Genomic DNA, 23058 nt, shown 5'->3' on the forward strand with positions numbered 1-23058 from the left:
TGCGGACACATCGATACAGTAACCATAAATTTGTAAGCATTTCATGACATTTTCTGAAGAAATACAACAAGGAATCCCCTTTCAATTACCACAGCCAAAACCGTTCGATCCGTCGATTAACCATGCGCCAAAAAGGAAGGAGATCCTTTCCGCAGAAGAAAAGAAGCTCGCCTTACAAAATGCGTTACGCTATTTCGAACCAAAACATCACGGTACTCTCCTACCGGAGTTCAAAGAAGAATTGGAAACATACGGAAGGATTTACATGTATCGTTTCCGGCCCAATCATAAGATCTATGCCAGGCCTATAAACGAATATCCGGGAAGATGCGAACAAGCCAAAGCGATCATGCTTATGATCCAAAACAACCTTGATCACGCAGTGGCACAGCATCCTCACGAGTTGATCACCTATGGCGGCAACGGTGCGGTATTTCAAAATTGGGCACAATACAGACTTGTAATGAAGTACCTTTCAGAAATGTCTGAAACCCAGACCCTGGTGATGTACTCCGGGCATCCACTGGGTTTGTTCCCTTCGCACAAAGAGGCACCCCGGGTGGTGGTTACTAACGGTATGATGATCCCTAATTACTCCAAACCCGATGATTGGGAAAAGTTCAATGCCCTTGGGGTCACGCAATACGGACAAATGACGGCAGGAAGCTATATGTATATCGGTCCGCAGGGGATCGTTCATGGCACTACCATCACTGTTCTAAATGGTTTTAGAAAGATCAAAAAATCGCCACAAGGAGGGCTTTTTGTTACTTCGGGATTAGGGGGTATGAGCGGCGCACAACCCAAAGCAGGTAATATTGCAGGATGTGTTACGGTTTGTGCCGAAGTGAATAAAAAAGCAACCCACACACGACACAGCCAGGGATGGGTAGATGAAGTAATATCAGATCTCCATACCTTAAGCACCCGTGTACGGACAGCCTTGCAGGCCAAAGAAACTGTCTCTATTGCTTACGATGGAAATGTGGTTGATGTATGGGAACATTTTGATAAAGAGGACATCCATATCGATCTGGGAAGTGACCAAACTTCCTTACACAATCCGTGGGCCGGGGGGTACTATCCGGTGGGGATGACCTATGATGAAGCCAATGAGCTTATGGCAAAAGATCCCAAAAAATTTAAAGAAGAAGTTCAAAGTACACTGCGTCGACATGCTGAAGCCGTCAACCGGCATACTGCCAAGGGTACTTATTTTTTTGACTACGGAAATGCCTTCCTTTTGGAAGCTTCCCGTGCGGGAGCCGATATTATGGCTTCTAATGGCATTGATTTCAAATACCCTTCGTACGTTCAGGATATTATGGGCCCTATGTGTTTCGATTATGGTTTTGGCCCCTTTCGTTGGGTATGTGCTTCCGGCACTAAAGAAGATCTTGCTAAAACCGATTCTATTGCCAGCACTGTTTTGGAAACAATGATGCAGAATGCTCCGGAGGAGATCCGGCAGCAAATGGCCGACAACATAAAATGGATTAAAGGAGCACAGGAGAATAAGCTGGTGGTGGGGTCTCAAGCACGCATCCTGTATGCCGACAGCGAGGGCCGGATAAATATTGCGTCAGCATTTAACAAAGCTATTTCAGAAGGGAAGATCGGCCCCGTAATCCTGGGGAGGGATCACCATGATGTTTCGGGAACCGACTCCCCGTATCGTGAAACTTCCAATATCTACGACGGAAGCCGGTTCACTGCCGATATGGCGATCCATAATGTCATTGGCGACAGCTTTCGCGGCGCTACTTGGGTAAGCATCCACAACGGTGGTGGCGTGGGCTGGGGCGAGGTTATTAACGGAGGATTTGGTATGGTTCTTGATGGTAGTAGAGATGCGCAGAGGCGTCTGGAGTCCATGCTTTTCTGGGATGTAAATAACGGGATCGCACGACGCAGTTGGGCACGAAATGAGGAAGCCATTTTTGCGATAAAAAGAGCGATGGAACAGACTCCGGAACTCGTTGTAACGCTTCCAAATTTTGTTGATGACAGCTTATTATAAATAAAAAGATCTACTATGAAAGTTTTAAAATTCTTACCCCTCTTATTGCTTTTCGTGGTTGCTTCGTGCTCTACTGTAAGGGTTGCCACCGATTATGACCGAGAAGCAAATTTCAGCACGTATAACACCTATGCGTTTTATAAGCCCGGGATCGATAAAGCCAAGATATCCGATCTTGACAAGAAACGTATTCTTCGGGCAATAGATACCGAGCTTATGGCTAAGGGCATGAACAAATCGGAATCACCAGACCTGCTTGTGAGTATCTTCACAAAGGAGCGCGAGCGCGTCGATGTATACAATAATAATTTTGGATTCGGATGGGGATGGAATCCATGGTGGTTTGGCAATGGTTACAACACCTCTGTCTCTACAAGAACGGAGGGTACTCTTTACATAGACCTTATCGATGCTAAAACCAATGAGTTGGTATGGCAAGGCATGGGGACTTCCAATCTCGTTACACGAGATATTGATAAAAAAGAAGAACGAATTCGTAAGATTGTCAATGAGATACTGGCCAAGTATCCTCCGGGCACGATGATCAAGTAACAGTAAAAACCCTCATTTAAATGAGGGTTTTTTTATTTCTTAAATTATCATTCAGCTTCTTTGAATTCCAGCAGCCACCTAGGTTCTTAAATTTCTCAATATAATTAGAGCATTGTTATTACCATTCACTACCTCTTTCCCAGCATTGAGATATTAAGGTTTTTTCCTTTGATTAAGAGGAAAAACACTCTTTTAAAATGGATTGTTTAACTATTGATTTACAGCTTCTTAGGCCGTAGGTTTGCCTTGTAAATAATAACTATAAATCAATTATCATGAAAACAATCATTACTTTTTTACTTGTTGTCTGGACAACAATCGCATTCGCACAACCCCACATGTTCGTGCATACCGCAAATGCAGGGAACATCGCCTCTGCAGTGACCTATATTGATCATCCCGGTCTCAATAACAATCCTACAGCAAAGATCCTCGTGACCCATAATTGGAATCCGTCTAACGGAACCGGGGTCTATAACGACAAAAAGACCGGAGCGTTTTACAGCACCACGCAAAACAAATGGTGTGTCTTCAACGAGGATAACTCGGCTATGCAACCCGATGTTTCATTCAATATTTATATTGCCCAAGGAACCGAAGCATTCACCCATATTTCCAACGCAGGTAATCAAGGAACCAGTACGGCTTATACGATTCTTAACGATCCTGCCCTCAATGGAAACCCCAATGCTACTGCATTACTTACCACCTATTGGAATGCAAACGGTGTTTATAACGACCATAATTATGGATTTTGGTATGATGATACCCCAGGGACAGATCATTGGATAATCTATGCCGAAGATCTCACCGCTATTCCCACAGATGCCGCCTTTTTTGTTGTGGTAGAGGGAGAAGGAGTGCAAAGCATGCGCCATGAGGCAGATGCAGGAAACATTTCCGCTAACTGGACAATGATCTCACACCCCTTGTTAGACGGTGACCCTAATGCGGTTTTTGTTGCCACACATAATTGGGGAGTGACAGGAGATACCTCCAACGTCGTGTTAGATAAAACGTTTGGTGTCTGGTACACCGGTACCAATTGGGCCATTTATACAGAAGACCAATCAGCCATGCCTGTTGGAGCCACCTTCGATCTTCTAATATACGATCCTACATTGAGCACAGAAGACGTTGTTATTGAAGGTTTTGAATATTACCCGAATCCGGTAAACGACATGGTCACGTTTAAGGCAGAAACGCCTGTATCAAGAGTTACTGTATTTAATGTTCTGGGACAGCAGATACTGGATATTGAAGGCGACAATACTAAAATGGTTGTGGATCTATCCGGTCAGACCTCCGGGACCTATTTTGCCAACGTAGCCGTTGGTGAGGCTGTTAAGACCGTGAAATTGGTAAAGTTATAACATTGAACCACTAACTATCCAATGAAAAGGGAGCTTCTAAAGCTCCCTTTTTTTATTACTTATTTAGTGCGTAATGTAGAAAAAATCGCAACCCTAATAATCCAGCAGTTCCTTAATCTTATCTATTACCTTCTCGGTAGACGGGATCATGGTTTGTTCCAGTGTGCTGTTTAATGGTATCGCAGGCATATTTTCTGAACCTATCACCATGACAGGCGCATCTAAATGTTGAAAACACTCCTCCTGTATTCGCCCTTGTAAGGCTCTTGAAAAACTATTTTCTGAAGGTTCTTCGGTAACTACTAGACATTTTCCGCATTTTTGAACGGACCTGAAAACAGTTTCGTAATCCAGCGGGTGTAACGTGCGCAGATCGACTATCTCAATCCGGTCTTTCATATCTAAGGCTTCTGAAGCATTCATCGCCCAGTGTACGCCCATTCCGTAAGTAATTATGGAAAGCGTCTCTTCTTCTTCCTTCTTCCAAATTTCCTGAAGCACCCAGGCCTTTCCGAAGGGAAGTATATAATTTTCTGAAGGCTCTACAGAGGTTGCTCCCTTTGTCCCGGGCACCTTGCTCCAATAGAGCCCTTTATGTTCGAGAATCACCACAGGGTTAGGGTCGTAATAAGCGGCTTTCAATAACCCCTTTAGATCTGCACCATTGCTTGGATACGCGATCTTTAAACCGCGAATGTTCGTTACTACACTTTCTACGGAGGAAGAGTGATAAGGTCCTCCGCTGCCGTAGGCTCCTATTGGTACACGAAGGATCATAGATACCGGCCATTTCCCGTTCGACAAATAGCAGCTTCGGCTCACTTCGGTAAACAATTGATTCAAGCCCGGCCAGATGTAATCGGCAAACTGTACCTCAACTATAGGCTTTAATCCCACGGCACTCATCCCTACCGTAGATCCTATAATAAACGCTTCTTGGATAGGTGTATTGAAGACTCGGTTATCTCCAAATTTTTGCGCCAAAGTTGCAGCCTCACGAAAGACACCACCCAGGCGTCCGCCGACATCTTGACCATACAACAAACATTCTTTATGCTTTGCCATAAGCTCCTCGATGGCAAACAGGGCACAATCCACCATCACCACTTTTTCTGCCCCTATGGGCGAGCGTTCCCCCTTCTCTTCTGTAATTTCGGTGGGAGCAAAATCATGTGTAAACAGATCTTCAGGTTTGGGATCTTCGGCTTTAAGTGCTTTTTTTAGAGCCGCAGCTACTTCTTTTTTGGCGGATGCCTCAATGGTATCTAGTTCTTTTTCAGAAAAACCATTCTCCAACAATAAAGCTCGCATCTTAGGATACGGATCTCTGCTACGGGCCTCATCCAGGTCATCACGATACCATTCCATGCGCACTCCCGAAGTGTGGTGGTTCAGTAACGGAACTTTGGCATGTACTAAAAAGGGACGGCGCTGAGTTCGGATGGTTTTAATTACTTCCGTCAAGGTTGAATAACAACTTTCAAAATCGGTGCCATCGATGGAAATTGCCTCTAACCCGTGAAATCCTGCCGCATATTCGTACGCATTCTGGGCGCGTGTCTCGGCTTCGTTCGCACTAATATCCCAGCCGTTATCCTGTACCAAATACAGGATAGGCAACTGTTTTAAGGCCGCCATTTGAAAGGCCTCAGCGATCTCTCCTTCAGTAACAGAAGCATCTCCTAACGAACAAATCACAAAAGGCTGTTCTTCATTAGGATCGTGCAGACTTTCCGATTCCTTATACCAGAAACCCAGTGCTACTCCCGTAGCCGGAATTGCCTGCATTCCTGTAGCACTGCTTTGGTGTGGGATCTTAGGTTTGTCTTCATCTCGTAAACTGGGATGGGAATAATAAGTCCTTCCGCCGGAGAACGGGTCGTCCTTTTTGGCTAGAACCTGCAGCATTAGATCGTACGGCTTCATTCCCAGCGCTAATAGCATGCTGTCATCCCTGTAATACGGAAAAGCATAATCCTGTGGCAAAAGTTGCATTCCCAAAGCCGTTTGGATCACTTCATGACCTCTTGAGGTCGCATGCACATATTTGGAAACGACCTTGAAATTTTCTTCATAGATCTCGGTCATGGCCTTGGCTGTGACCAGATTTTTAAAGGCTTTCTTTAATATGCTTTTATCTATCTTACTCATGTAATACTCTGTTAATCCTTTTCATTACGGGCGTGACCCAAAATCTCATTTTAATTAATTACGACTTCTTCCCGTTCTTATTATAATTTCCTTCCTGTATCAAATTGCTCCATCTCATCGGCGATACGACGCAAAAAGGAGCCGGCCAGATACCCATCAACGATCCTGTGGTCAAAGGACAAGGACAGATACATCATGTGACGGACTTCAATAGAATCACCATCCTTGCGCTCCATCACTTCAGCTCGTTTTTTAATGATCCCGGTGGCCAAGATAGCGGCTTCCGGCTGATTGATTATAGGGGTTCCCATGAGGCTTCCAAAGGTTCCCACATTGCTAATAGTGAAGGTGCTCCCTTTGGTGTCATCACCCTTTAACTTATTATCCCTTGCTTTAGCCACCAATAGGTTTGTCGTCGCCGCAAGTTCCTCAAGCTTTTTTTTGTCGGCGTTTTTTACCACCGGAACAATTAGGTTCCCACTAGGTAAAGCAGTGGCCATTCCAATATTGATAGCATCCTTTACGATAATCGTGTTCCCTTCCATAGAAGAATTGATCATGGGGTACGCTTGTATCGCTTTGGAAACACACTCAATGAAAAGAGGTGTAAAGGTGAGTTTTTCGTTGTATTTTTTCTGAAAAGCTTCTTTGTTTGCGTTCCGCCATTGCACCATTTCGGTGAGGTCGGCTTCCACATAGGCGGTAACATGAGGTGCTGTATGCTTACTGAAGACCATGTGGTCTGCGATCATTTGACGCATACGATCCATCTCAACGATTTTCCCTGTACCCTTATCGAACTTTAGATCCGGTACCTGAAACCCTGACACTTCGGGAACCATTTGTGCGAATTGGAAGGGCCTTCCTTCTGAAATATACTGAAGCAGATCACTTTTTCGCAACCGGCCGTCTTTTCCTGTTCCCGGAATACGTGCCAATTCTTCATAACTCACATGGTGTTTTCGAGCGATACTGTCGATCAACGGACTCACAAACACATTTTTGTTGACCGTGAATTGAGAAGAGGACCCGGCATTTCGTGAAAAGGGTTTTACAACCTTTGGTGTTGCGTTTTGTTTTTCTGCGGAAGGAGTCACCGATTTGTTTGACACCTTCTCCTTTTTTGAAGATGTTTCAGAAAGATCCAACAATGCGATCACCGCCCCCACGGGAACCACATCCTTAGCTGAAACACGGTGTTCCAGCATCGTTCCCGCTGCGGGAGCAGGGACTTCGTTATCAACTTTATCGGTCGCTACTTCTACCAGAATATCCCCTTCTTCAAAAGCATCCCCTTCCTGAATCAACCAATTAATAATGGTCCCTTCGGTGATACTTTCACCCATTCTTGGCATCTTAAATTCCACTCTGTTCATAATTATTAAAATTCCGTGCTTCAATGGCCCTTTGTCGAACTTAGGGTGACATTTTTTAAATTATGGTCTTTTTCCTTTACTCTTGGCTCTAAATTCTTCCAAAGTCTTATAAAAATTTTCTTGAACCGGTCTGTTTTTGGGTAGCTGTCTAAGCGGCTCAACTTCTTCCAGTGTTTCATGGCAATCTTGTGGCAGTTGTTGGTACAATTTTGTTCCGGCGGTTTTCCAGTCGATCATCTCATCGGAAATATCTTTTATCGCTTTCGCAGGATTGCCAACGATCAACTTTCTATTACCAAAAACAGTTTCAGCTTTAACAAAGCTCATAGCGCCAACAATACATTCGTCTCCTATTTCAGCATCATCCATAATGACGCTGTTCATCCCAATAAGACAATTACGTCCTAAGTTCGCTCCGTGAATTATCGCTCCGTGACCTACATGCGCACTTTCTTTGAGAACGATACTTTTCCCGGGAAACATGTGAATGGTGCAATTTTCCTGCACGTTTACCCCGTCTTCCAGAATAATCTCTCCCCAATCTCCCCGAATGGCCGCTCCAGGGCCAATATAGCAGTTCTTACCAATAATCACATTGCCGGTGACCGCAGCCAACGGATGAACAAAGCTGCTTTCGTGAATTACCGGAATATGTCCTTTAAAGGAATAGATCATACATTTTAAATGTAAAATGATAAAGTAAAAAGTGAATATAGAAGACTTTGAACTTTTACATTTTGTGGTTTATTATTTAAACTTTTTTAATGTCTCCTTTGTAAATTCTGATAGCACCAGCCGCCCACTAATAGCCGCTCGTTCCGCCAGCAGGTCATCCCAGTTTTCGGTTCCCTGCCAAAACACATTTTTCATTTCCTTCATCGCTTCGGGGTTGTAGGTGCATAATTTTTCAGCCATGGCAGTAACCGCTTCGTCCAGAGCTTCGATAGATTCGAACACCTGAGCGTATAATCCTTTTTGTCTCGCCCATTCGGCATCGTAAAAACTATCGGCATCAATAGCTATTTGTGACATTCCGCTGAGACCTAATTTGCGCTCTACGGCAGGGCCTACAACGAAGGGTCCGATACCTACATTCAGTTCACTTAGTTTGATAGCAGCAAATTTCGAGGCCATACAGAAATCTGTGGCAGATGCCACACCCACACCTCCGCCGACGGTCTTCCCTTGAATACGCCCGATAATAAATTTAGGGCACTTTCGCATGGCGTTAATCACATTAGCAAAACCGCTGAAAAATATACGTCCCGTTTCCGCATCATTGATGTTTATAAGCTCTTTGAAGCTCGCACCTGCACAAAAGGTGCGGTCACCCCCACTTTTTAATACAATCACCTTTACTGCATCGTTCGCACCTGCGCTGTTAATCTCATCCACTAATTTTTGAAGGATATCCCCCGGCAGACTGTTGTGCGCGGGATGAAAGAATTCAATGGTTGAAATTCCGTTAGCAATGTTTTGTTTTACGTATGGTTGTGTCATGTTCAAATGATAGATTTTAGGTTTTTTTAGTTTTATATTAATCCGAATTGCTCAAAATGATGATTGAGGTGCTTCCGCTCCAGAAGATACCACTCAAATTTGTTGAGGTCACCAAAAACGATGTTTTTTAATGTAGCATCAGGATTTTCCTTAAAATAATCAAGGTAGTCTTCCCGTGCTTCCAAAAATTTCTTTTTTGCTGTTTCCAGATCGGGATGTTTTAAAGGCTCCAGTGTTTCCTTCTCCAGTAAGGGGAAATTTGTGTTTCGAGGGAATTTTTGATAATTGTACAACGACTCATGCGTTTTCTCTAAGTATTTTTCTGGAGTGGCCACCTCAAAATCCTGTACCTCTCCGGAAGCTATCCGGTACGTAAACTCGAGATGTTCTATCATGTGTTGCGGTGTCATGATGCCCCATTTTGGTTTTGTATCTTCAGAAAGACGTTGAAGCATTTCTTCAATTTTTTCCGAAGTCATTTCGGTAAAAACGGTTTGCTTCTTCTGAACCATGGTAAGAATGGTTGCTATGGCCACCAATTCATCTTCCACGTCAAATACTTCAACATACCATTTTACTATTCCGCTAGGGAGTTCTTTGCCTCGCGGATCACGGTCTATCTTCTGCTTGCAGGTTAGTCGCACATACACCGTATCGTTGTGGTAAATGGGGCGCAGGAAGCGACATTCTTCCAGGCCGTAATTTGCAGCGACGGGACCTTTATTAGGGTATACAAAAAGCCCTGCAGCGGCTGCCAAAATAAAATAGCCGTGGGCGGTACGTTTTTCGAAGATGCTACCGTCCAGCGAAGTGATGTCGGTATGCGCGTAGAAATGGTCCCAGGTAAGGTTTGCGAAATTGACGATATCACCGTCTGTGATCGTGCGTTTATGAGTTTGAAGGGACATTCCGGGCTGGATATCCTCCCAATGATAGGCAAACGGATGTTTGCTGATTTCTTTATAATCTGCTTTGGGTTGATAGATCCCTGTAACTTCGGTCAAGGTGGTTGGTGACCCTTGAACAGCACACCGTTGTAAATAGTGTTTAATACCTCGCATACCTCCCATTTCTTCACCTCCTCCTGCACGTCCGGGACCGCCGTGAATAAGGTTGGGTAAAGGCGAACCGTGACCTGTACTCTGTTTGGCACTTTCCCTGTTCAAAATCAGGATCCTTCCATGGTGAGTAGCTGCGGAAACGGTATATTCCTTTGCTATCTTATTATCGTTGGTTATTATAGAGCTCACCAGCGAACCTTTCCCCATCTTAGAAAGCGTAATGGCCTCTTCCAAATTCTTGTAAGGCATCAAGGTACTTACGGGGCCGAATGCTTCCGTGATATGAGCAGCTTCATTCTTTAACGGATCGTCCTCTCTAAGCAGTATAGGCTTCATGAACGCCCCCGCCTTCGCGTCGGCACCAACGGTTGTCACCTCTTCTACATTTCCGTAGACAATTTGTGCGGTCTTAGCGATCTTGTTAATTTGTTCTTTTACTGAAGTGCGTTGTGCGTCGTTCACCAACGATCCCATACGAACCTCTTTGAGTCGCGGATCGCCAATTGTAACTTTATCCAATGCGTTTCCTAAAGCGATCTGTACATCTTCCACTAGTTTCTCGGGAACGATGATCCTGCGGATCGCCGTACATTTTTGTCCGCATTTAACAGTCATCTCATTCCGAACCTCTTTGATGAACAGGTCGAATTCCGGGGTTCCCGGAACAGCATCTTCTCCCAAAATAGAAGCATTCAAAGAATCGGCCTCCATGGTGAAGGGGACAGATTCTTCAATGAGTTGCGGATGATTCTTGAGCTTTCTTCCCGTACTTGCAGAACCGGTAAAGGTCACCACATCTTGCGATTGTACTGTATCTAAAATATTACGGGCTGTACCACTAATGAGTTGAATGGCGCCTTCCGGAAGGATTCCTGAGGCCACTATTTCCTTTACAACTGCTTCAGTAAGATAGGCGGTCTGTGGCGCAGGAAGCACGACAGCGGGCATTCCTGCCATCCAGTTCACCGCACATTTTTCCAGCATTCCCCAAACGGGAAAATTAAAAGCATTGATATGCACTGCCACCCCTTCTCTGGGCACCATGATATGATGTGCCATAAAACGGCCGCCTCGTGAGAGATCGATAGGGTCTCCTTCTACGTGATAGGACTGGTTAGGAAATAGTTTCCGAAGGGACGCATTGGCGAATAAATTTCCAAAACCTCCTTCAATATCGATCCAACTGTCGATCTTGGTTGCCCCCGTACGGTAGCTAAGTTCATAAAAGGCTTCCTTTTTTTTGGTAAGAAATAAAGCCAGCTTTTTCAGCATATTCCCTCGTTCCTGAAAGGTCATCTTGCGAAGCACATTGCCTTTATCCCTCCCGTACTGAAGGATCTTCGGAATATCCAAACCTTCTGTGGTAACACTGGTAAAATGTTCTCCCGTGATCGAATCGAGGATGGGATTCCCTTCTCCACTTCCGTCAACCCATTTTCCTGTTACATAATGTTGTGTTTTGTTCATCCTTATGCTCTTATTCTAATTATTTCTCCATTAATTTTTCCTTCTACAGATTTCACATATCCGTCCACCACTTTTCGCATGGAGACAGGGGTATTGCCGGGAAAATAATCTTTGTATTTTTCAAAGGCATCTTCCACCAAATTTGCAGAAATAACATTTATTCGATGTCCGTTTTCCAGTTCCAGGGCAACGGCTTTCACAAAGCTTTGGATCGCACCATTTACCATGGCAGCACTGGTGGTCATATCTACAGGTTCATCTGCTAAGATCCCAGTTGTTAATGTAAAAGAACCAGACGAATTAAGATATTTCCGTCCTAATCTAACCACATTCACCTGTCCCATCATCTTACTTTTAATGCCTATGTAGAAATCTTCTTCCGATAAGTTATTAAAATTATCCCATTTTGCATCACCTGCAATGTTCACAACAGCATCTACTTTGCCAACTTGTTTGAACATTTCAGCAATCGAACCTGACGAAGCGATATCTACCGTCACGTCTCCAGAAGTTCTTCCGGCAATGATTACCTCGTGCTTTTCCGAAAAGCGTTCGGTTACTTTTTTTCCAATTGTTCCATTCCCGCCGATAATGAGGATTTTCATACTTACAGGTTTACATTTTCAATAATCGCCGCATATCCTTGTCCTACCCCAACACACATGGTGATGAGCGCATAGCGTTTACCAGTAAGCTGAAGCTCCAATGCTGCCGAATAGGCAATTCGTGTCCCGGTGACACCCAATGGGTGGCCTATGGCGATAGAACCTCCATTTGGATTGATGCGTGGATCGTCATCTTTTAATCCCCATTCGCGGATACATGCGAGGGCCTGAGATGCAAAGGCTTCGTTCAACTCGATCACATCCATGTCATCCATGGTCAATCCGGCTTTCTCCAATGCCTTGTTAGAAGCCTGTACCGGACCGATCCCCATGATTTTTGGCTCCACCCCTACCACTGCAGAACTTACAATTCTCGCCATGGGTTTGAGATTGTATTTTTTTACGGCATCTTGGGATGCGATGATCGTGGCAGCGGCACCGTCATTGAGTCCGGAGCTGTTTCCTGCCGTTACGCTTCCATCTTTCTTAAAGGCCGGTCGAAGTTTCGCCAGAATTTCTTTGGTAGTGCCCGGTTTTATGAATTCATCATCTTTAAAGATAATGGGGTCTTTTTTTCGCTGCGGAATTTCAACCGGAACAATCTCCTTTGTCAAACGACCGCTTTCCTGTGCTTTTGCAGCTTTCATCTGACTCGCATAGGCAAATGCATCCTGATCTTCTCTAGTGATGTTATATTTTTCCACCAGATTCTCGGCAGTATTTCCCATACCATCTGTTCCATACAAATCATGCATCTTCTGGTTTACAAATCGCCATCCAAAACTTGAATCGTACATTTTTGCGTCTGTACCAAACGCCGATGAAGGTTTAGCGATCACGTACGGACCCCGGGTCATATTCTCAACGCCTCCCGATATAAAAAGATCCCCATCTCCGGCTTTGATCGCACGGTTTGCGTGTATTATGGCGGAGAGTCCGCTGCTGCACAGTCTGTTGACTGTTTCACCGGGAACGGTGAATGGCAGGCCTGCCAGCAGCAGCGCCATACGAGCAACATTTCTATTGTCTTCCCCCGCTTGGTTCGCACAACCTAAGATAACATCGTTATAAGCGTCCTTAGGTATGCCAAGGTTTCGTTTAGCGATCTCAGCGATGACCAAGGCTCCTAGGTCGTCTGTTCTAACAGCACTCAAAGACCCTTGATAACTTCCAATAGGCGTTCTAATACCATCAATAATATATGCTTCTTTCAAACTCAAAATTTTAAATACAAAATGCAAAAGGCTAAAGCGCAAAGACTTTATTATTAAACATTTTATGGTTTATATTTCTACTTAATTCGATTTGTTGTTTTGATACTTGTTGTAAAATTAACTAACCTGTCTTGTAAATCGTATTTTGAATTACTTTTCACTTTTACATTTCAGAATTTTGCTGTTTTACATTTTATTCCGTCCAGTCTTTTGTGGTTCTATATACAACACCTTTAAAAAGTGCAACTAACTCATCTCCTCTTCTTACCTCAATAATGTTAAATCCTAGTTTGGTGCGCTTTTCATCGAGGGTTGCTTCAGCCGTAAGATAGTCTCCTTCTTCCAATGCCGAAATGTGATTCACAGAGGTCTCTATGGACACTGCATACGTTCCATGTGTGTTGGCAGTAAAACCGAATGCTGTATCGGCCAGAGAATAACTAATTCCCCCGTGTGCCTTATTCATACTATTCAGCATTTCTCGACGCACCCTCATGCCTACCTTACACCGTCCTACCTCACATTCGAGAATTTCTATTCCAAGCCACTGACTAAAAGCGTCCTGAGAGAGCATTTTATATGGAATTTTGGCTCCTTCCATTATAATTTAAAATAATAAATGTAAAAATTAAAAGGCATAAAGGTCAAGACACTTTTACGTTTGCTATTTTGCGATTTTACATTTTTCATTAATAAAAAGTTTTGTTTTCTCTTTTCATTTTTCTAAGCAATGGCGAGCATCGGTAGCGGTCTTCATGATATTCTGCGTATAATGCGTCCATTTTCTGAACGCACCATTCGATGCCTTTCTCATCTGCCCAGGCCAACAATCCCTTGGGATAGTTCACCCCTTTGGTCATGGCATTATCAATATCTTCGGCAGATGCTATATTCAAGAACAAGGCGTCTGCCGCTTCGTTAATAAGCATTATCAATACACGATCGAAGATACGATGCCCCAGCACATCCTCTTCGCGAGGAGTAGGGTTTTCTGCTCCTTCGGTGTAATTATAATATCCCTTGCCCGACTTTCGACCCAGATATCCCGCCTCTGCAAAACGCTTTTGTGTAAAGGCCGGCTTGTATCTGGGGTCGTAGTAAAAGGCTTCAAACACGGTTTCGGTTACGGTATAATTCACATCGTTCCCAATAAAATCCATGAGTTCAAAAGGACCCATTCTAAATCCACCTTTGGTCTTCAATGCCCAATCGATGGTAGCAAAATCTGCAATACCTTCTTCATAAATCCGCAAAGCTTCTCCATAGAAGGGCCGTGCCACCCTGTTTACGATAAATCCGGGAGTGTCTTTAGCAATGGCAACGGTTTTTCCCCAGTCTTTTATGGTCTGTACAGCTGTTTGCAAGGTTTTTTCTGAAGTCTGGATCGCAGGAATCACTTCCACCAGTTTCATCAAAGGTGCAGGGTTGAAAAAATGAATCCCAATACATCTTTCGGGTAAAGTTAAGGAAGATGCTATTGAAGCAATCGATAAAGAAGAAGTATTGGAAGCAATAATACATGTTTCAGAAACATAGCTTTCCAACTCCTGAAACACATTCTTTTTTATTTTCAGATTCTCCACAATGGCCTCGATCGTCAAGTGTGAATCTGCCAGGTCCTTCAAACTACTCACATACTGAATGTTAGTCTGAACTCTATTCTTTTCACCGACATCTATTCTGCCTTTTTCCACCAAGCGAGCCAATATTCGTTCCAGGTCGGCTTCGGCGGTTTTTAACGCATCGCTATTAACATCAAATAGCTTTACCGCACAGCCGGCAGTAGCTGCAACCTGCGCAATGCCGCTTCCCATGGTACCCGAGCCTATTATTCCAACTTTTTTAATCATAAATTCTAAATGTAAAATTTAAAAGAAGAAAGTTTTATTCACTCTTACATTTTAAATTTTTCGGTTTGTCATTTAAAGTTTTTATTTCCCTTTAAATTCTGGTTTTCTTTTATTCACAAAGGCATCTACACCTTCGTTGTAATCATCACTTTGAGCCGCTTCTATCTGAAGCTTCGATTCCATTTCCAGCTGTGCCTTTAAATCGTTCGTCATAGATTGATTGAGCAATCGTTTCGTCATCCCTAAGGCTTTGGTTGGCATTTTTGCCAGTGTTTCAGCTAAGGCGGTCACTTCGGAAATAAAATCTTCCGAAGAAAAAACCTTATAGACCATTCCAAGTTTTTCGGCTTCTTCGGCAGAGACCTTATCTCCTAATAACATCAATGCTGATGCTTTCTGAAAACCGATAAGGCGTGGTAAGAAAAAGGTTCCCGCACTGTCCGGCACCAATCCTATCTTGCTGAATGCCTGAATAAAACCTGCTCCTGCTGAAGCGACTACCACATCACAAGCCAAGGCTATATTTGCCCCGGCACCGGCCGCTACTCCGTTTACAGCTGCAATAACTGGCTTTTCAATGGTGCGAATACGTTGAATAATGGGATTGTAATGTTCTTCCAATATCTTTTTAAATCCGGGATTGAGTTCGGGAGTGGTGACCTCTTTCAAGTCCTGACCTGCGCAAAAAGCTCTTCCGCTTCCGGTAATGACAATCGCTCGTACAGTAGCTTCGGACGCACAATGGTCTAATTGTTTTTGAAGACGCAACGCCATCTCACGATTAAAGCTGTTGAACACATCCGGTCTGTTGAGCGTTATCCACGCTGTATTATTTTCAATTTTAAGTTCAATTGAATCCTGGCTCATACCTGTTATTTTCGCTTCCTGTCAAGTCTTCGAAATTTTTTTCCGAAGTAAAGGAAGACTAGTTAATTTTAAAAGACGGGTTATAGATCAACCCAATTACATTATTCCATGGATCTTTTACCGAGGCAACCATGAGTTCGCCTCCTACGTTCGTGGGTTCTTCGTGCTTGGTAGCCCCTAATGTAATGAGACGCTTGTATTCTTTTTCAATATCATCTACGCCCCAATACGACAGTACGTTCTCACCCCGGGCAACTGAAGCTCCTCCTTCCGGCAATAGCCCCAATTCGTAGCCCTTTATAGAAAAACCTACATAAAATGTTTCATCAAAGTACGGATCGACCTCAAAAGCCTTGGCGTACCATTTCTTTGCTTGGGCTAGCTCGGGCACAATGTATATAGTAGTACGTAATCCCAGCATTATTTGAGACATTTAAAGTAATCGAAAGGTTCTAAACACTCGTCACATTTAAACAAAGCTTTACAGGCCGTGGACCCGAATTGGCTCACCAGATGAGTATTGGTACTTCCGCAATTGGTGCATTTCACTACTTTTGCATCCCCCAAGAGCGCTTCCTTATCGGCAGTTTCCTCCAATGGAGCCGCAATTCCATAAGCTTCCATCTTTCGCTTCCCTTGCTCACTTATCCAGTCGGTTGTCCAGGCAGGTGCCAGCACCAATTCTACCTTAGCATTCATACCTGCCTCCGCAAAAGCTGCCTTTAAATCATCGCCGATCACATCCATGGCAGGGCATCCCGAATAGGTTGGGGTCAATTTTATATAGACGGTCCCCTTTTTTTCTATCGCTTCGCGAATCACTCCGAGGTCCAATACAGTTAGCACCGGAATTTCGGGATCTGACACCTTATCTAAAATCGGGCGAAGGTGATCTTCAATATTGGTTTGAGCTACAAGTGTCATGTTTTCCATTTTATGGGTATTCTTCTACAACAGTCGTATTTGTTGTGATTTACCACGTCATATTGGGGTAGGTGCGTTGCATGTATTGTAACTCGCTCAAAATATACCCCATGTGTTCCGTGTGGATACCTTCTTTGCCACCTTTTGTGAAATAGGTATTTTCGGGGACAGTCAACGTGGCTTCCTTCAACACATCGGACACTTCTTTGTAATATTCCTCTTTTAATTGAGCTATATCTACCCCTATACCGTTCGCTGCCATAGTTTTTTCGGCATCGGTCATAAGGAACAATTCGTTTGTAAAGCGCCAAAGATCGTCCACAGCTTCCTGCATTTTTTGACGACTTTCTTCTGTACCATCGCCTAAACGTTTTACCCAATCACTTGAAAACCGTTTATGATAGCTAACTTCCTTGATGCCTTTTTTCGCTACAGCCACTAATTGGTCATCCTTGCTGTATTGTAATTTCTCCAAAAACATGAGATGATACACATCAAACAGGAACTGTCTGGCCATCACATATCCAAAGTGCGTATTGGGTTGTTCTACTAAAAGTACATTCTTATATTCCCGCTCCAATCTTAGAAATGCGATATCATCTTCTGTTTTTTCTTCATCGATTAATCTCGCGGCATATTGATAGTAACTTCTGGTTTGACCAATGAGGTCTAAAGCAATATTCGTGATCGCTATATCGGTCTCAAGACTCGGTCCGTGACCACAAAGTTCCCCCAGACGCTGTCCAAGGATCAGTGAATTATCTGCAATGCAAAGAATATATTGATATAATGTTTCATTTTTCATATTACATGTGCTTTACATCATCCGGCAGATCGTAAAAAGTAGGATGACGGTAAATCTTGTCCTGAGCAGGCTCAAAAAGTTCTCCATTATCCTGAGGGTTGGAGGCAGTAATATATTTACTTTCAACCACCCAAATACTTACGCCTTCATTACGACGTGTATACACATCTCTTGCGTTTTCCATTGCCATTTCGGCATCGGCTGCGTGCAGGCTCCCAAAATGACGGTGCTCCAGTCCGTTCTTACTGCGAACGAATACTTCCCAAAGTGGCCAATTTTTAGTCATAGATTTAATGTTGAAATTATTACTAACTTGCTTTCGCAACTTTCTTAGCTGTTTGTTTTTCGGCGTATGCCATGGCGGCATCCCTTACCCAGGCACCTTCTTCCCATGCATTCACCCGCGCGTTCATCCGCTCTTTGTTACAAGGTCCATGTCCTTTAACTACTTGCCAGAATTCGTCCCAATCAATAGGACCAAAGTCATAATGACCCGTTTCCTCATTGAATTTAAGGTCGGGGTCGGGAATAGTTAGACCTAACAGGTCTGCCTGAGGTACCGTTTGATCGATAAATTGCTGTCGCAGCTCGTCATTGGTCTTACGCTTCAATTTCCATTTCATGGATTGCTCGGTATGTACTGAAGCATCATCGGTAGGACCTAACATCATCAAACTGGGCCACCACCATCTGTTAAGGGCATCCTGTGCCATTTCTTTTTGTTCTTGTGTACCGTTGCATAGAGTAAGCATGATCTCATAGCCTTGACGCTGATGAAAACTCTCTTCCTTGCACACTCGCACCATGGCACGGGCATACGGTCCAAATGAGGTATTGCAAAGTGGCACCTGATTGATAATCGCTGCTCCGTCCACTAACCAGCCTATCGCGCCCATGTCGGCCCATGTAACTGTGGGGTAATTGAATATAGAAGAGTATTTTGCTTTTCCGCTATGCAATTGCTCATAAAGTTCGTCACGTGAGATCCCCAAGGTCTCACAGGCGGAATATAAATACAATCCGTGACCGGCTTCATCTTGTACTTTAGCTAACAATGCTGCTTTTCTTCTCAAGGATGGTGCGCGGGTGATCCAATTTCCTTCCGGCAACATTCCTACGATCTCGGAATGTGCATGTTGGGAGATCTGACGAATATGTGTCTGTCTGTATTTCTCCGGCATCCAGTCTTTAGGCTCTATCTTTTCATCACGCGCGATCCGCGCTTCAAAGATCGCTTCCAAATTTTTTACTTCATTTTCACTCATAGCTGTATGTTTGCGCCTGAAGATACAGGCTGTTACACATCAAAATCTACTTTTACACGATTGGAAGTAGGCACCGATTGGCAACTCAGCACAAAATTTTGGGCTACCTCTTTTTCTTCCAGGGCGTAATTTATTTTCATTTCCACTGTACCTTCCAAGACTTGACACTTACAGGTACTGCATACACCGCCTTTACATGCAAAGGGCAGGTCGGCTCCGGCTCCTAAGGCTGCGTCTAGGATATTGTCGTAATCGTTGGTCATTGTAAACTGAAATTCCTTTCCTCCGTCTACAATAGTTACTTCGACTCCTTCGACGTTTTGCTGCGCTAGGCGTTCGGCTCGTTTTTTATCTTCTTCTGAAAGTCCGCTTACGAACAATTCAAAATGAATCAGTTCTTTAGGCAATCCCGCTTCCACCAGATAGTTACTCACATAATGCACCATGTCTTCGGGACCACACAAAAACACTTCGCTGGTATCGGGTATATCAATGAAGGTCTTTGAAAGTACCTTCATTTTATCATCGTCAAAGCGCCCGTTGAACAAATCTATATCACGTCGTTCTTTGGTAAGGAAATAGTAGATTTCCAGTCGCCCGAAGTAAGTATTGCGAAGTTGCTCTAATTCTTCCTTAAAGATAATGGATTTGGCTGTTCTATTCACATAAAACAACTTACAAGTGGATTGCGGTTCTGAAGCGAGGTGTGTTTTGATCATCGAAAGAATAGGTGTGATCCCACTTCCGGCTGCAAAGAAAAGATAATTCTTTGGCTTATCGGGATGTACATCTACCCCAAACGCACCACTGGGAGCCATGATCTCAAGGGTATCTCCCGCTTTTAAGGTATTGTTAACATAGGTAGAAAACTTCCCGGTTGGAATTTGTTTCACAGCCACCTTCCATTGCCTGTCGACAGGACTGGAGCATAAACTGTAAGAACGACGAATGTCCTCCCCATCAATATCTGCCTTGAGGGTAAGGTGCTGTCCTTGCTGGAAGGTAAATTCCTTCGCAAGTTCCTGAGGCATATCGAACGTGATGACCGAACAATCATCCGTCTCTTTATAGATATCCTTTACTTTGATCTTATAAAATTTTGCCACGTATCTTTTGTCGTATTAAAAACACAAAACTAACGTTTGTTAGTAAGGTTTGCAAGTTAATTTTTTATTACAATGCCATCCAGAAAAACCGACACCAAATCTTTCTTTAACACATTGACGTCCAGCTTTCCTCGTTTTTGATACCAGAGGTAGAGCGTACGCAGAGTTGAGAGGATAGAGAACAATATCACTTCGGGGTGTCGTGGCTGGATCTCACCTACTTCTATACCTTCTTTGATGATCTTTCTAAAATTTTCCTCGTAATCTTCCCGCATTTGCACGAACGCTTCCACTTGTGAAACTTCCATGTGCATCCAATCATTGTTGAGTGCTGCCAGGCCTTCGGAAGCATTTACCGTAATATCGATGTGCAGCTCTATAATCTCCTGTATTTTTTGTAACGGACTATTCTGTCTCTCCAGCACTTCCCGCATTCCATTTGTAAACTCGTGGGCTACTTCCAAGATGAGGGTGGAAAGGATCTCTTGCTTTCCTGTGATGTGATTATAGAGACTTGCAGCTTTGATCCCCATGGCCTGCGCAATGTCCCGCATAGAAACGGCACTATAGCCTTTCTCCTTAAACAGTTGTGAGGCTACAGCAATGATCTCTTCTTTTCGGGTCTGTATTTTCATGGCCATGCAAGATAGCAATTATGTGAATAATTTGCGTTAGGGATTGCAGCAAACTACCCTGTAGTGCGTAAAGCCCGACCCGCTTTTTTGAATCTTCAAAACTGCGGGTAACGCCCAAAAAAATACTATTTTTGAGAACGTATGAACACAGTTGTAGAAACCAATGAGTTGCTGGACCGATTACCCCCGCATCTCAAGCAATATATCAAACCGCAAAATTACGAGCAGTACACCCCTATCAACCAGGCAGTGTGGCGTTATGTGATGCGTAAGAATGTAGATTACCTGCGTGCCGTGGCCCACGAGAGCTATGTAGGAGGCTTGAAAAGGACAGGTATTTCCATAGACGAGATCCCTTCCATGTACGGCATGAACCGTATCTTGAAAGAAATAGGCTGGGCAGCGGTGGCGGTAGATGGATTTATACCCCCCAATGCTTTCATGGAATTCCAAGCGTATAAAGTACTTGTGATCGCCAGTGATATACGACAACTTGAAAATATTGAATACACCCCTGCTCCCGATATTATTCATGAGGGGGCCGGTCATGCACCCATTATCGCCAGTCCCGATTATGCAGAATACCTAAGGCGTTTTGGAGAGATAGGTGCCAAAGCGATCTCGAGTGCACACGATACCGATATGTATGATGCGGTACGGGAACTTTCTATTTTGAAGGAAGCCGAAGGCATTTCGACAGAACGGATAGAAGCAGCAGAGCACAGGGTGTTACAGTTGCAGAATAAAAAGGTGACCCCTTCAGAAATCGCGCTCATTAGAAATCTACATTGGTGGACCGTTGAATACGGTCTCGTAGGAACCGTCGAAGCGCCCAAGATCTACGGTGCGGGTTTGCTTTCTTCTATTGGCGAAAGTGTTTGGTGTATGAAAGATGAAGTGAAAAAGATCCCTTATTCCATTGAAGCGGCCTATCAGGATTTTGATATAACCAAACCCCAACCGCAGTTGTACGTAACTCCCGATTTTGCTTATCTGCAAGAAGTTTTGGAGGAGTTTGCCAACACCATGGCCGTTCGTAAGGGCGGTTGGCGGGGACTCAAGAAATTGATCGAGTCGAAACAATTGGGCACGATCGAACTGAGCACCGGGCTGCAGGTAAGCGGTCATTTTACACGTATGATACAAAATGAAGACAATGAGGTGGTCTACTTTGAAACCGAAGGCGAAACAGCATTGTCCTATCGTGAGAAGGAAGTTATTGGGCACGGTGTAAGCAGACACAGTAAAGGCTTCCGGTCGCCTTTGGGCAAACTGAAAGGCATAAATCTTGCGATCGAAAATATGGGTCCCAGAGATCTTCAGGCCTATAATTTCTATGACGGAAAACCAATTTCGTTCGAATTTGAAAGCGGGATCACTGTAGAAGGTTTGAATGTTACGGGACTTCGAAACCTGCGAGGTGAACTAATGCTTATTCAATTTACAGATTGCACGGTGCGCTATAAAGAGGAAGTGTTGTTTCGGCCGGACATGGGAGATTTTGATATGGCCGTTGGAAAAGAGATCTTATCTGCCTTTGCCGGTGCCGCCGACTATCGCTCTTTCGATCTGGTGACCCACAATCCTTCCAGTGAGACCATTCGGGTAACACTTTCCGAAGAAGAAAAAATGCTGAATGATTATTACAAAGAGATTCGTGACATGCGCAGTAATGGGATGATAAAGTCGCGATGCATGGAGATTTTTGAAGCCTTGCAAAAGGATCATCCTTACGATTGGTTGTTGCCTCTGGAGCTGTACGAACGTACCAAAGCCGAAGCGGTGTTGCAGCATCTTATTCAGTTAAAAGAGCGCAGACCGAAAGTTTCTCATTTGATCGACGACGGATTACTTCTTATAGAGAAACAAAACATAGGTATTAATTAATATCATTCCTGTTTGGAAAACTTATTATGGGACTATTAGATTTTATATTCGGAAATAAAGCAAAAAAAATTGAAGACTTCGTCGCTCGCGATGCGGTGATCGTAGATGTGCGGTCAAGAGGAGAATACGCCGGCGGGGCCATTCCCGGCTCAAAGAACATTCCGTTGCCGGTGATTTCCGGCAAGCTCTCCGAAATAAAGAAATGGAATAAACCCGTTATTTTATGTTGCGCAAGTGGCATGCGAAGCGGTAGTGCCACGGCCATCTTAAAAAGCAACGGTATCGAGGCCATGAACGGCGGGGGCTGGCACAGTTTAAGCAAGAAGTTGTAAGGTCCCGATCCGTTTCAAGTTAGAACACAGGTTTTAATTGTCTGGCGGATAATCTAGAGAGAAAATAC

At 43.9% G+C, this 23058-nt stretch carries 22 protein-coding genes; 5 read left to right on the forward strand and 17 right to left on the reverse strand.

Going from position 1 to position 23058, the window contains the following annotated elements; translation table 11 throughout:
* Positions 1-43 precede the first annotated feature (43 nt).
* The 3 genes from JS40_RS07140 (at position 44) to JS40_RS07150 (ending at position 3945) form a co-directional block, all read left to right on the forward strand.
* Positions 44-2020, forward strand: a complete 1977-nt coding sequence (locus tag JS40_RS07140; protein ID WP_034259432.1) for a urocanate hydratase — start codon at positions 44-46, stop codon at positions 2018-2020.
* 15 nt (positions 2021-2035) lie between these two features.
* Positions 2036-2572: a DUF4136 domain-containing protein gene (locus JS40_RS07145; RefSeq protein ID WP_034259433.1), complete on the forward strand. Its 537-nt coding sequence runs from the start codon at positions 2036-2038 to the stop codon at positions 2570-2572.
* A gap of 275 nt (positions 2573-2847) precedes the next feature.
* Positions 2848-3945 (forward strand): DUF7452 domain-containing protein, encoded by a 1098-nt coding sequence (locus JS40_RS07150; RefSeq protein WP_084677459.1) that lies wholly within the window; start codon positions 2848-2850, stop codon positions 3943-3945.
* A 93-nt stretch (positions 3946-4038) separates the two neighbouring features.
* Here the strand turns inward: JS40_RS07150 and JS40_RS07155 are convergent, their stop codons facing one another.
* From JS40_RS07155 to JS40_RS07235, 17 genes are all read right to left on the reverse strand, one after another.
* Positions 4039-6096 (reverse strand): alpha-ketoacid dehydrogenase subunit alpha/beta, encoded by a 2058-nt coding sequence (locus JS40_RS07155; RefSeq protein WP_034259435.1) that lies wholly within the window; start codon positions 6094-6096, stop codon positions 4039-4041.
* Positions 6097-6176: 80 nt separating this feature from the next.
* On the reverse strand, positions 6177-7472 hold the full coding sequence (locus tag JS40_RS07160) for a dihydrolipoamide acetyltransferase family protein (protein WP_034259436.1): 1296 nt from the start codon (positions 7470-7472) through the stop codon (positions 6177-6179).
* Between the two features lie 60 nt (positions 7473-7532).
* Positions 7533-8147 carry an acyltransferase gene (locus JS40_RS07165; RefSeq protein ID WP_034259438.1) on the reverse strand — a complete coding sequence of 205 codons (615 nt, stop codon included), beginning with the start codon at positions 8145-8147 and terminating at the stop codon, positions 7533-7535.
* A gap of 72 nt (positions 8148-8219) precedes the next feature.
* Positions 8220-8972: an enoyl-CoA hydratase/isomerase family protein gene (locus JS40_RS07170; protein ID WP_034259440.1), complete on the reverse strand. Its 753-nt coding sequence runs from the start codon at positions 8970-8972 to the stop codon at positions 8220-8222.
* Between the two features lie 32 nt (positions 8973-9004).
* Positions 9005-11500, reverse strand: a complete 2496-nt coding sequence (gene paaZ / locus JS40_RS07175) for a phenylacetic acid degradation bifunctional protein PaaZ (RefSeq protein WP_034259441.1) — start codon at positions 11498-11500, stop codon at positions 9005-9007.
* A gap of 2 nt (positions 11501-11502) precedes the next feature.
* Positions 11503-12105, reverse strand: a complete 603-nt coding sequence (locus JS40_RS07180; RefSeq protein WP_034259443.1) for a short chain dehydrogenase — start codon at positions 12103-12105, stop codon at positions 11503-11505.
* Between the two features lie 2 nt (positions 12106-12107).
* Positions 12108-13319, reverse strand: a complete 1212-nt coding sequence (locus JS40_RS07185) for a 3-oxoadipyl-CoA thiolase (protein WP_034262212.1) — start codon at positions 13317-13319, stop codon at positions 12108-12110.
* 193 nt (positions 13320-13512) lie between these two features.
* Complete coding sequence (locus JS40_RS07190; RefSeq protein WP_034259445.1) at positions 13513-13920, reverse strand: PaaI family thioesterase; 408 nt, start codon at positions 13918-13920, stop codon at positions 13513-13515.
* An 88-nt stretch (positions 13921-14008) separates the two neighbouring features.
* Entirely contained in the window at positions 14009-15169 is a 1161-nt protein-coding gene (locus tag JS40_RS07195; RefSeq protein ID WP_034259446.1) for a 3-hydroxyacyl-CoA dehydrogenase NAD-binding domain-containing protein, read from the reverse strand.
* Between the two features lie 81 nt (positions 15170-15250).
* A complete protein-coding gene (locus JS40_RS07200) occupies positions 15251-16036 on the reverse strand; it encodes an enoyl-CoA hydratase-related protein (protein WP_034259447.1) in 786 nt (261 codons plus the stop codon).
* 58 nt (positions 16037-16094) lie between these two features.
* Positions 16095-16427, reverse strand: coding sequence for a VOC family protein (locus JS40_RS07205; protein ID WP_233273948.1), 333 nt, complete (start codon positions 16425-16427; stop codon positions 16095-16097).
* A 29-nt stretch (positions 16428-16456) separates the two neighbouring features.
* Entirely contained in the window at positions 16457-16960 is a 504-nt protein-coding gene (gene paaD / locus JS40_RS07210) for a 1,2-phenylacetyl-CoA epoxidase subunit PaaD (RefSeq protein ID WP_034262214.1), read from the reverse strand.
* A gap of 49 nt (positions 16961-17009) precedes the next feature.
* Positions 17010-17765, reverse strand: a complete 756-nt coding sequence (paaC, locus tag JS40_RS07215) for a 1,2-phenylacetyl-CoA epoxidase subunit PaaC (RefSeq protein ID WP_034259449.1) — start codon at positions 17763-17765, stop codon at positions 17010-17012.
* Position 17766: 1 nt separating this feature from the next.
* Entirely contained in the window at positions 17767-18051 is a 285-nt protein-coding gene (gene paaB, locus JS40_RS07220) for a 1,2-phenylacetyl-CoA epoxidase subunit PaaB (protein WP_034259451.1), read from the reverse strand.
* A 22-nt stretch (positions 18052-18073) separates the two neighbouring features.
* Positions 18074-19030 (reverse strand): 1,2-phenylacetyl-CoA epoxidase subunit PaaA, encoded by a 957-nt coding sequence (gene paaA, locus JS40_RS07225; protein ID WP_034259452.1) that lies wholly within the window; start codon positions 19028-19030, stop codon positions 18074-18076.
* A gap of 32 nt (positions 19031-19062) precedes the next feature.
* Positions 19063-20136, reverse strand: coding sequence for a 2Fe-2S iron-sulfur cluster-binding protein (locus tag JS40_RS07230; RefSeq protein ID WP_034259454.1), 1074 nt, complete (start codon positions 20134-20136; stop codon positions 19063-19065).
* Positions 20137-20192: 56 nt separating this feature from the next.
* Positions 20193-20771 carry a TetR/AcrR family transcriptional regulator gene (locus tag JS40_RS07235; RefSeq protein WP_034262217.1) on the reverse strand — a complete coding sequence of 193 codons (579 nt, stop codon included), beginning with the start codon at positions 20769-20771 and terminating at the stop codon, positions 20193-20195.
* Between the two features lie 141 nt (positions 20772-20912).
* Between JS40_RS07235 and JS40_RS07240 the strand changes: the two genes are divergently transcribed.
* Both JS40_RS07240 and JS40_RS07245 read left to right on the forward strand, forming a co-directional pair.
* Complete coding sequence (locus JS40_RS07240) at positions 20913-22658, forward strand: aromatic amino acid hydroxylase (RefSeq protein ID WP_034259455.1); 1746 nt, start codon at positions 20913-20915, stop codon at positions 22656-22658.
* 26 nt (positions 22659-22684) lie between these two features.
* Positions 22685-22990, forward strand: a complete 306-nt coding sequence (locus tag JS40_RS07245; RefSeq protein WP_034259457.1) for a rhodanese-like domain-containing protein — start codon at positions 22685-22687, stop codon at positions 22988-22990.
* Positions 22991-23058: the final 68 nt, after the last annotated feature.

The sequence above is a fragment of the Altibacter lentus genome, assembly GCF_000746845.1.
Lineage (GTDB): Bacteria > Bacteroidota > Bacteroidia > Flavobacteriales > Flavobacteriaceae > Altibacter > Altibacter lentus.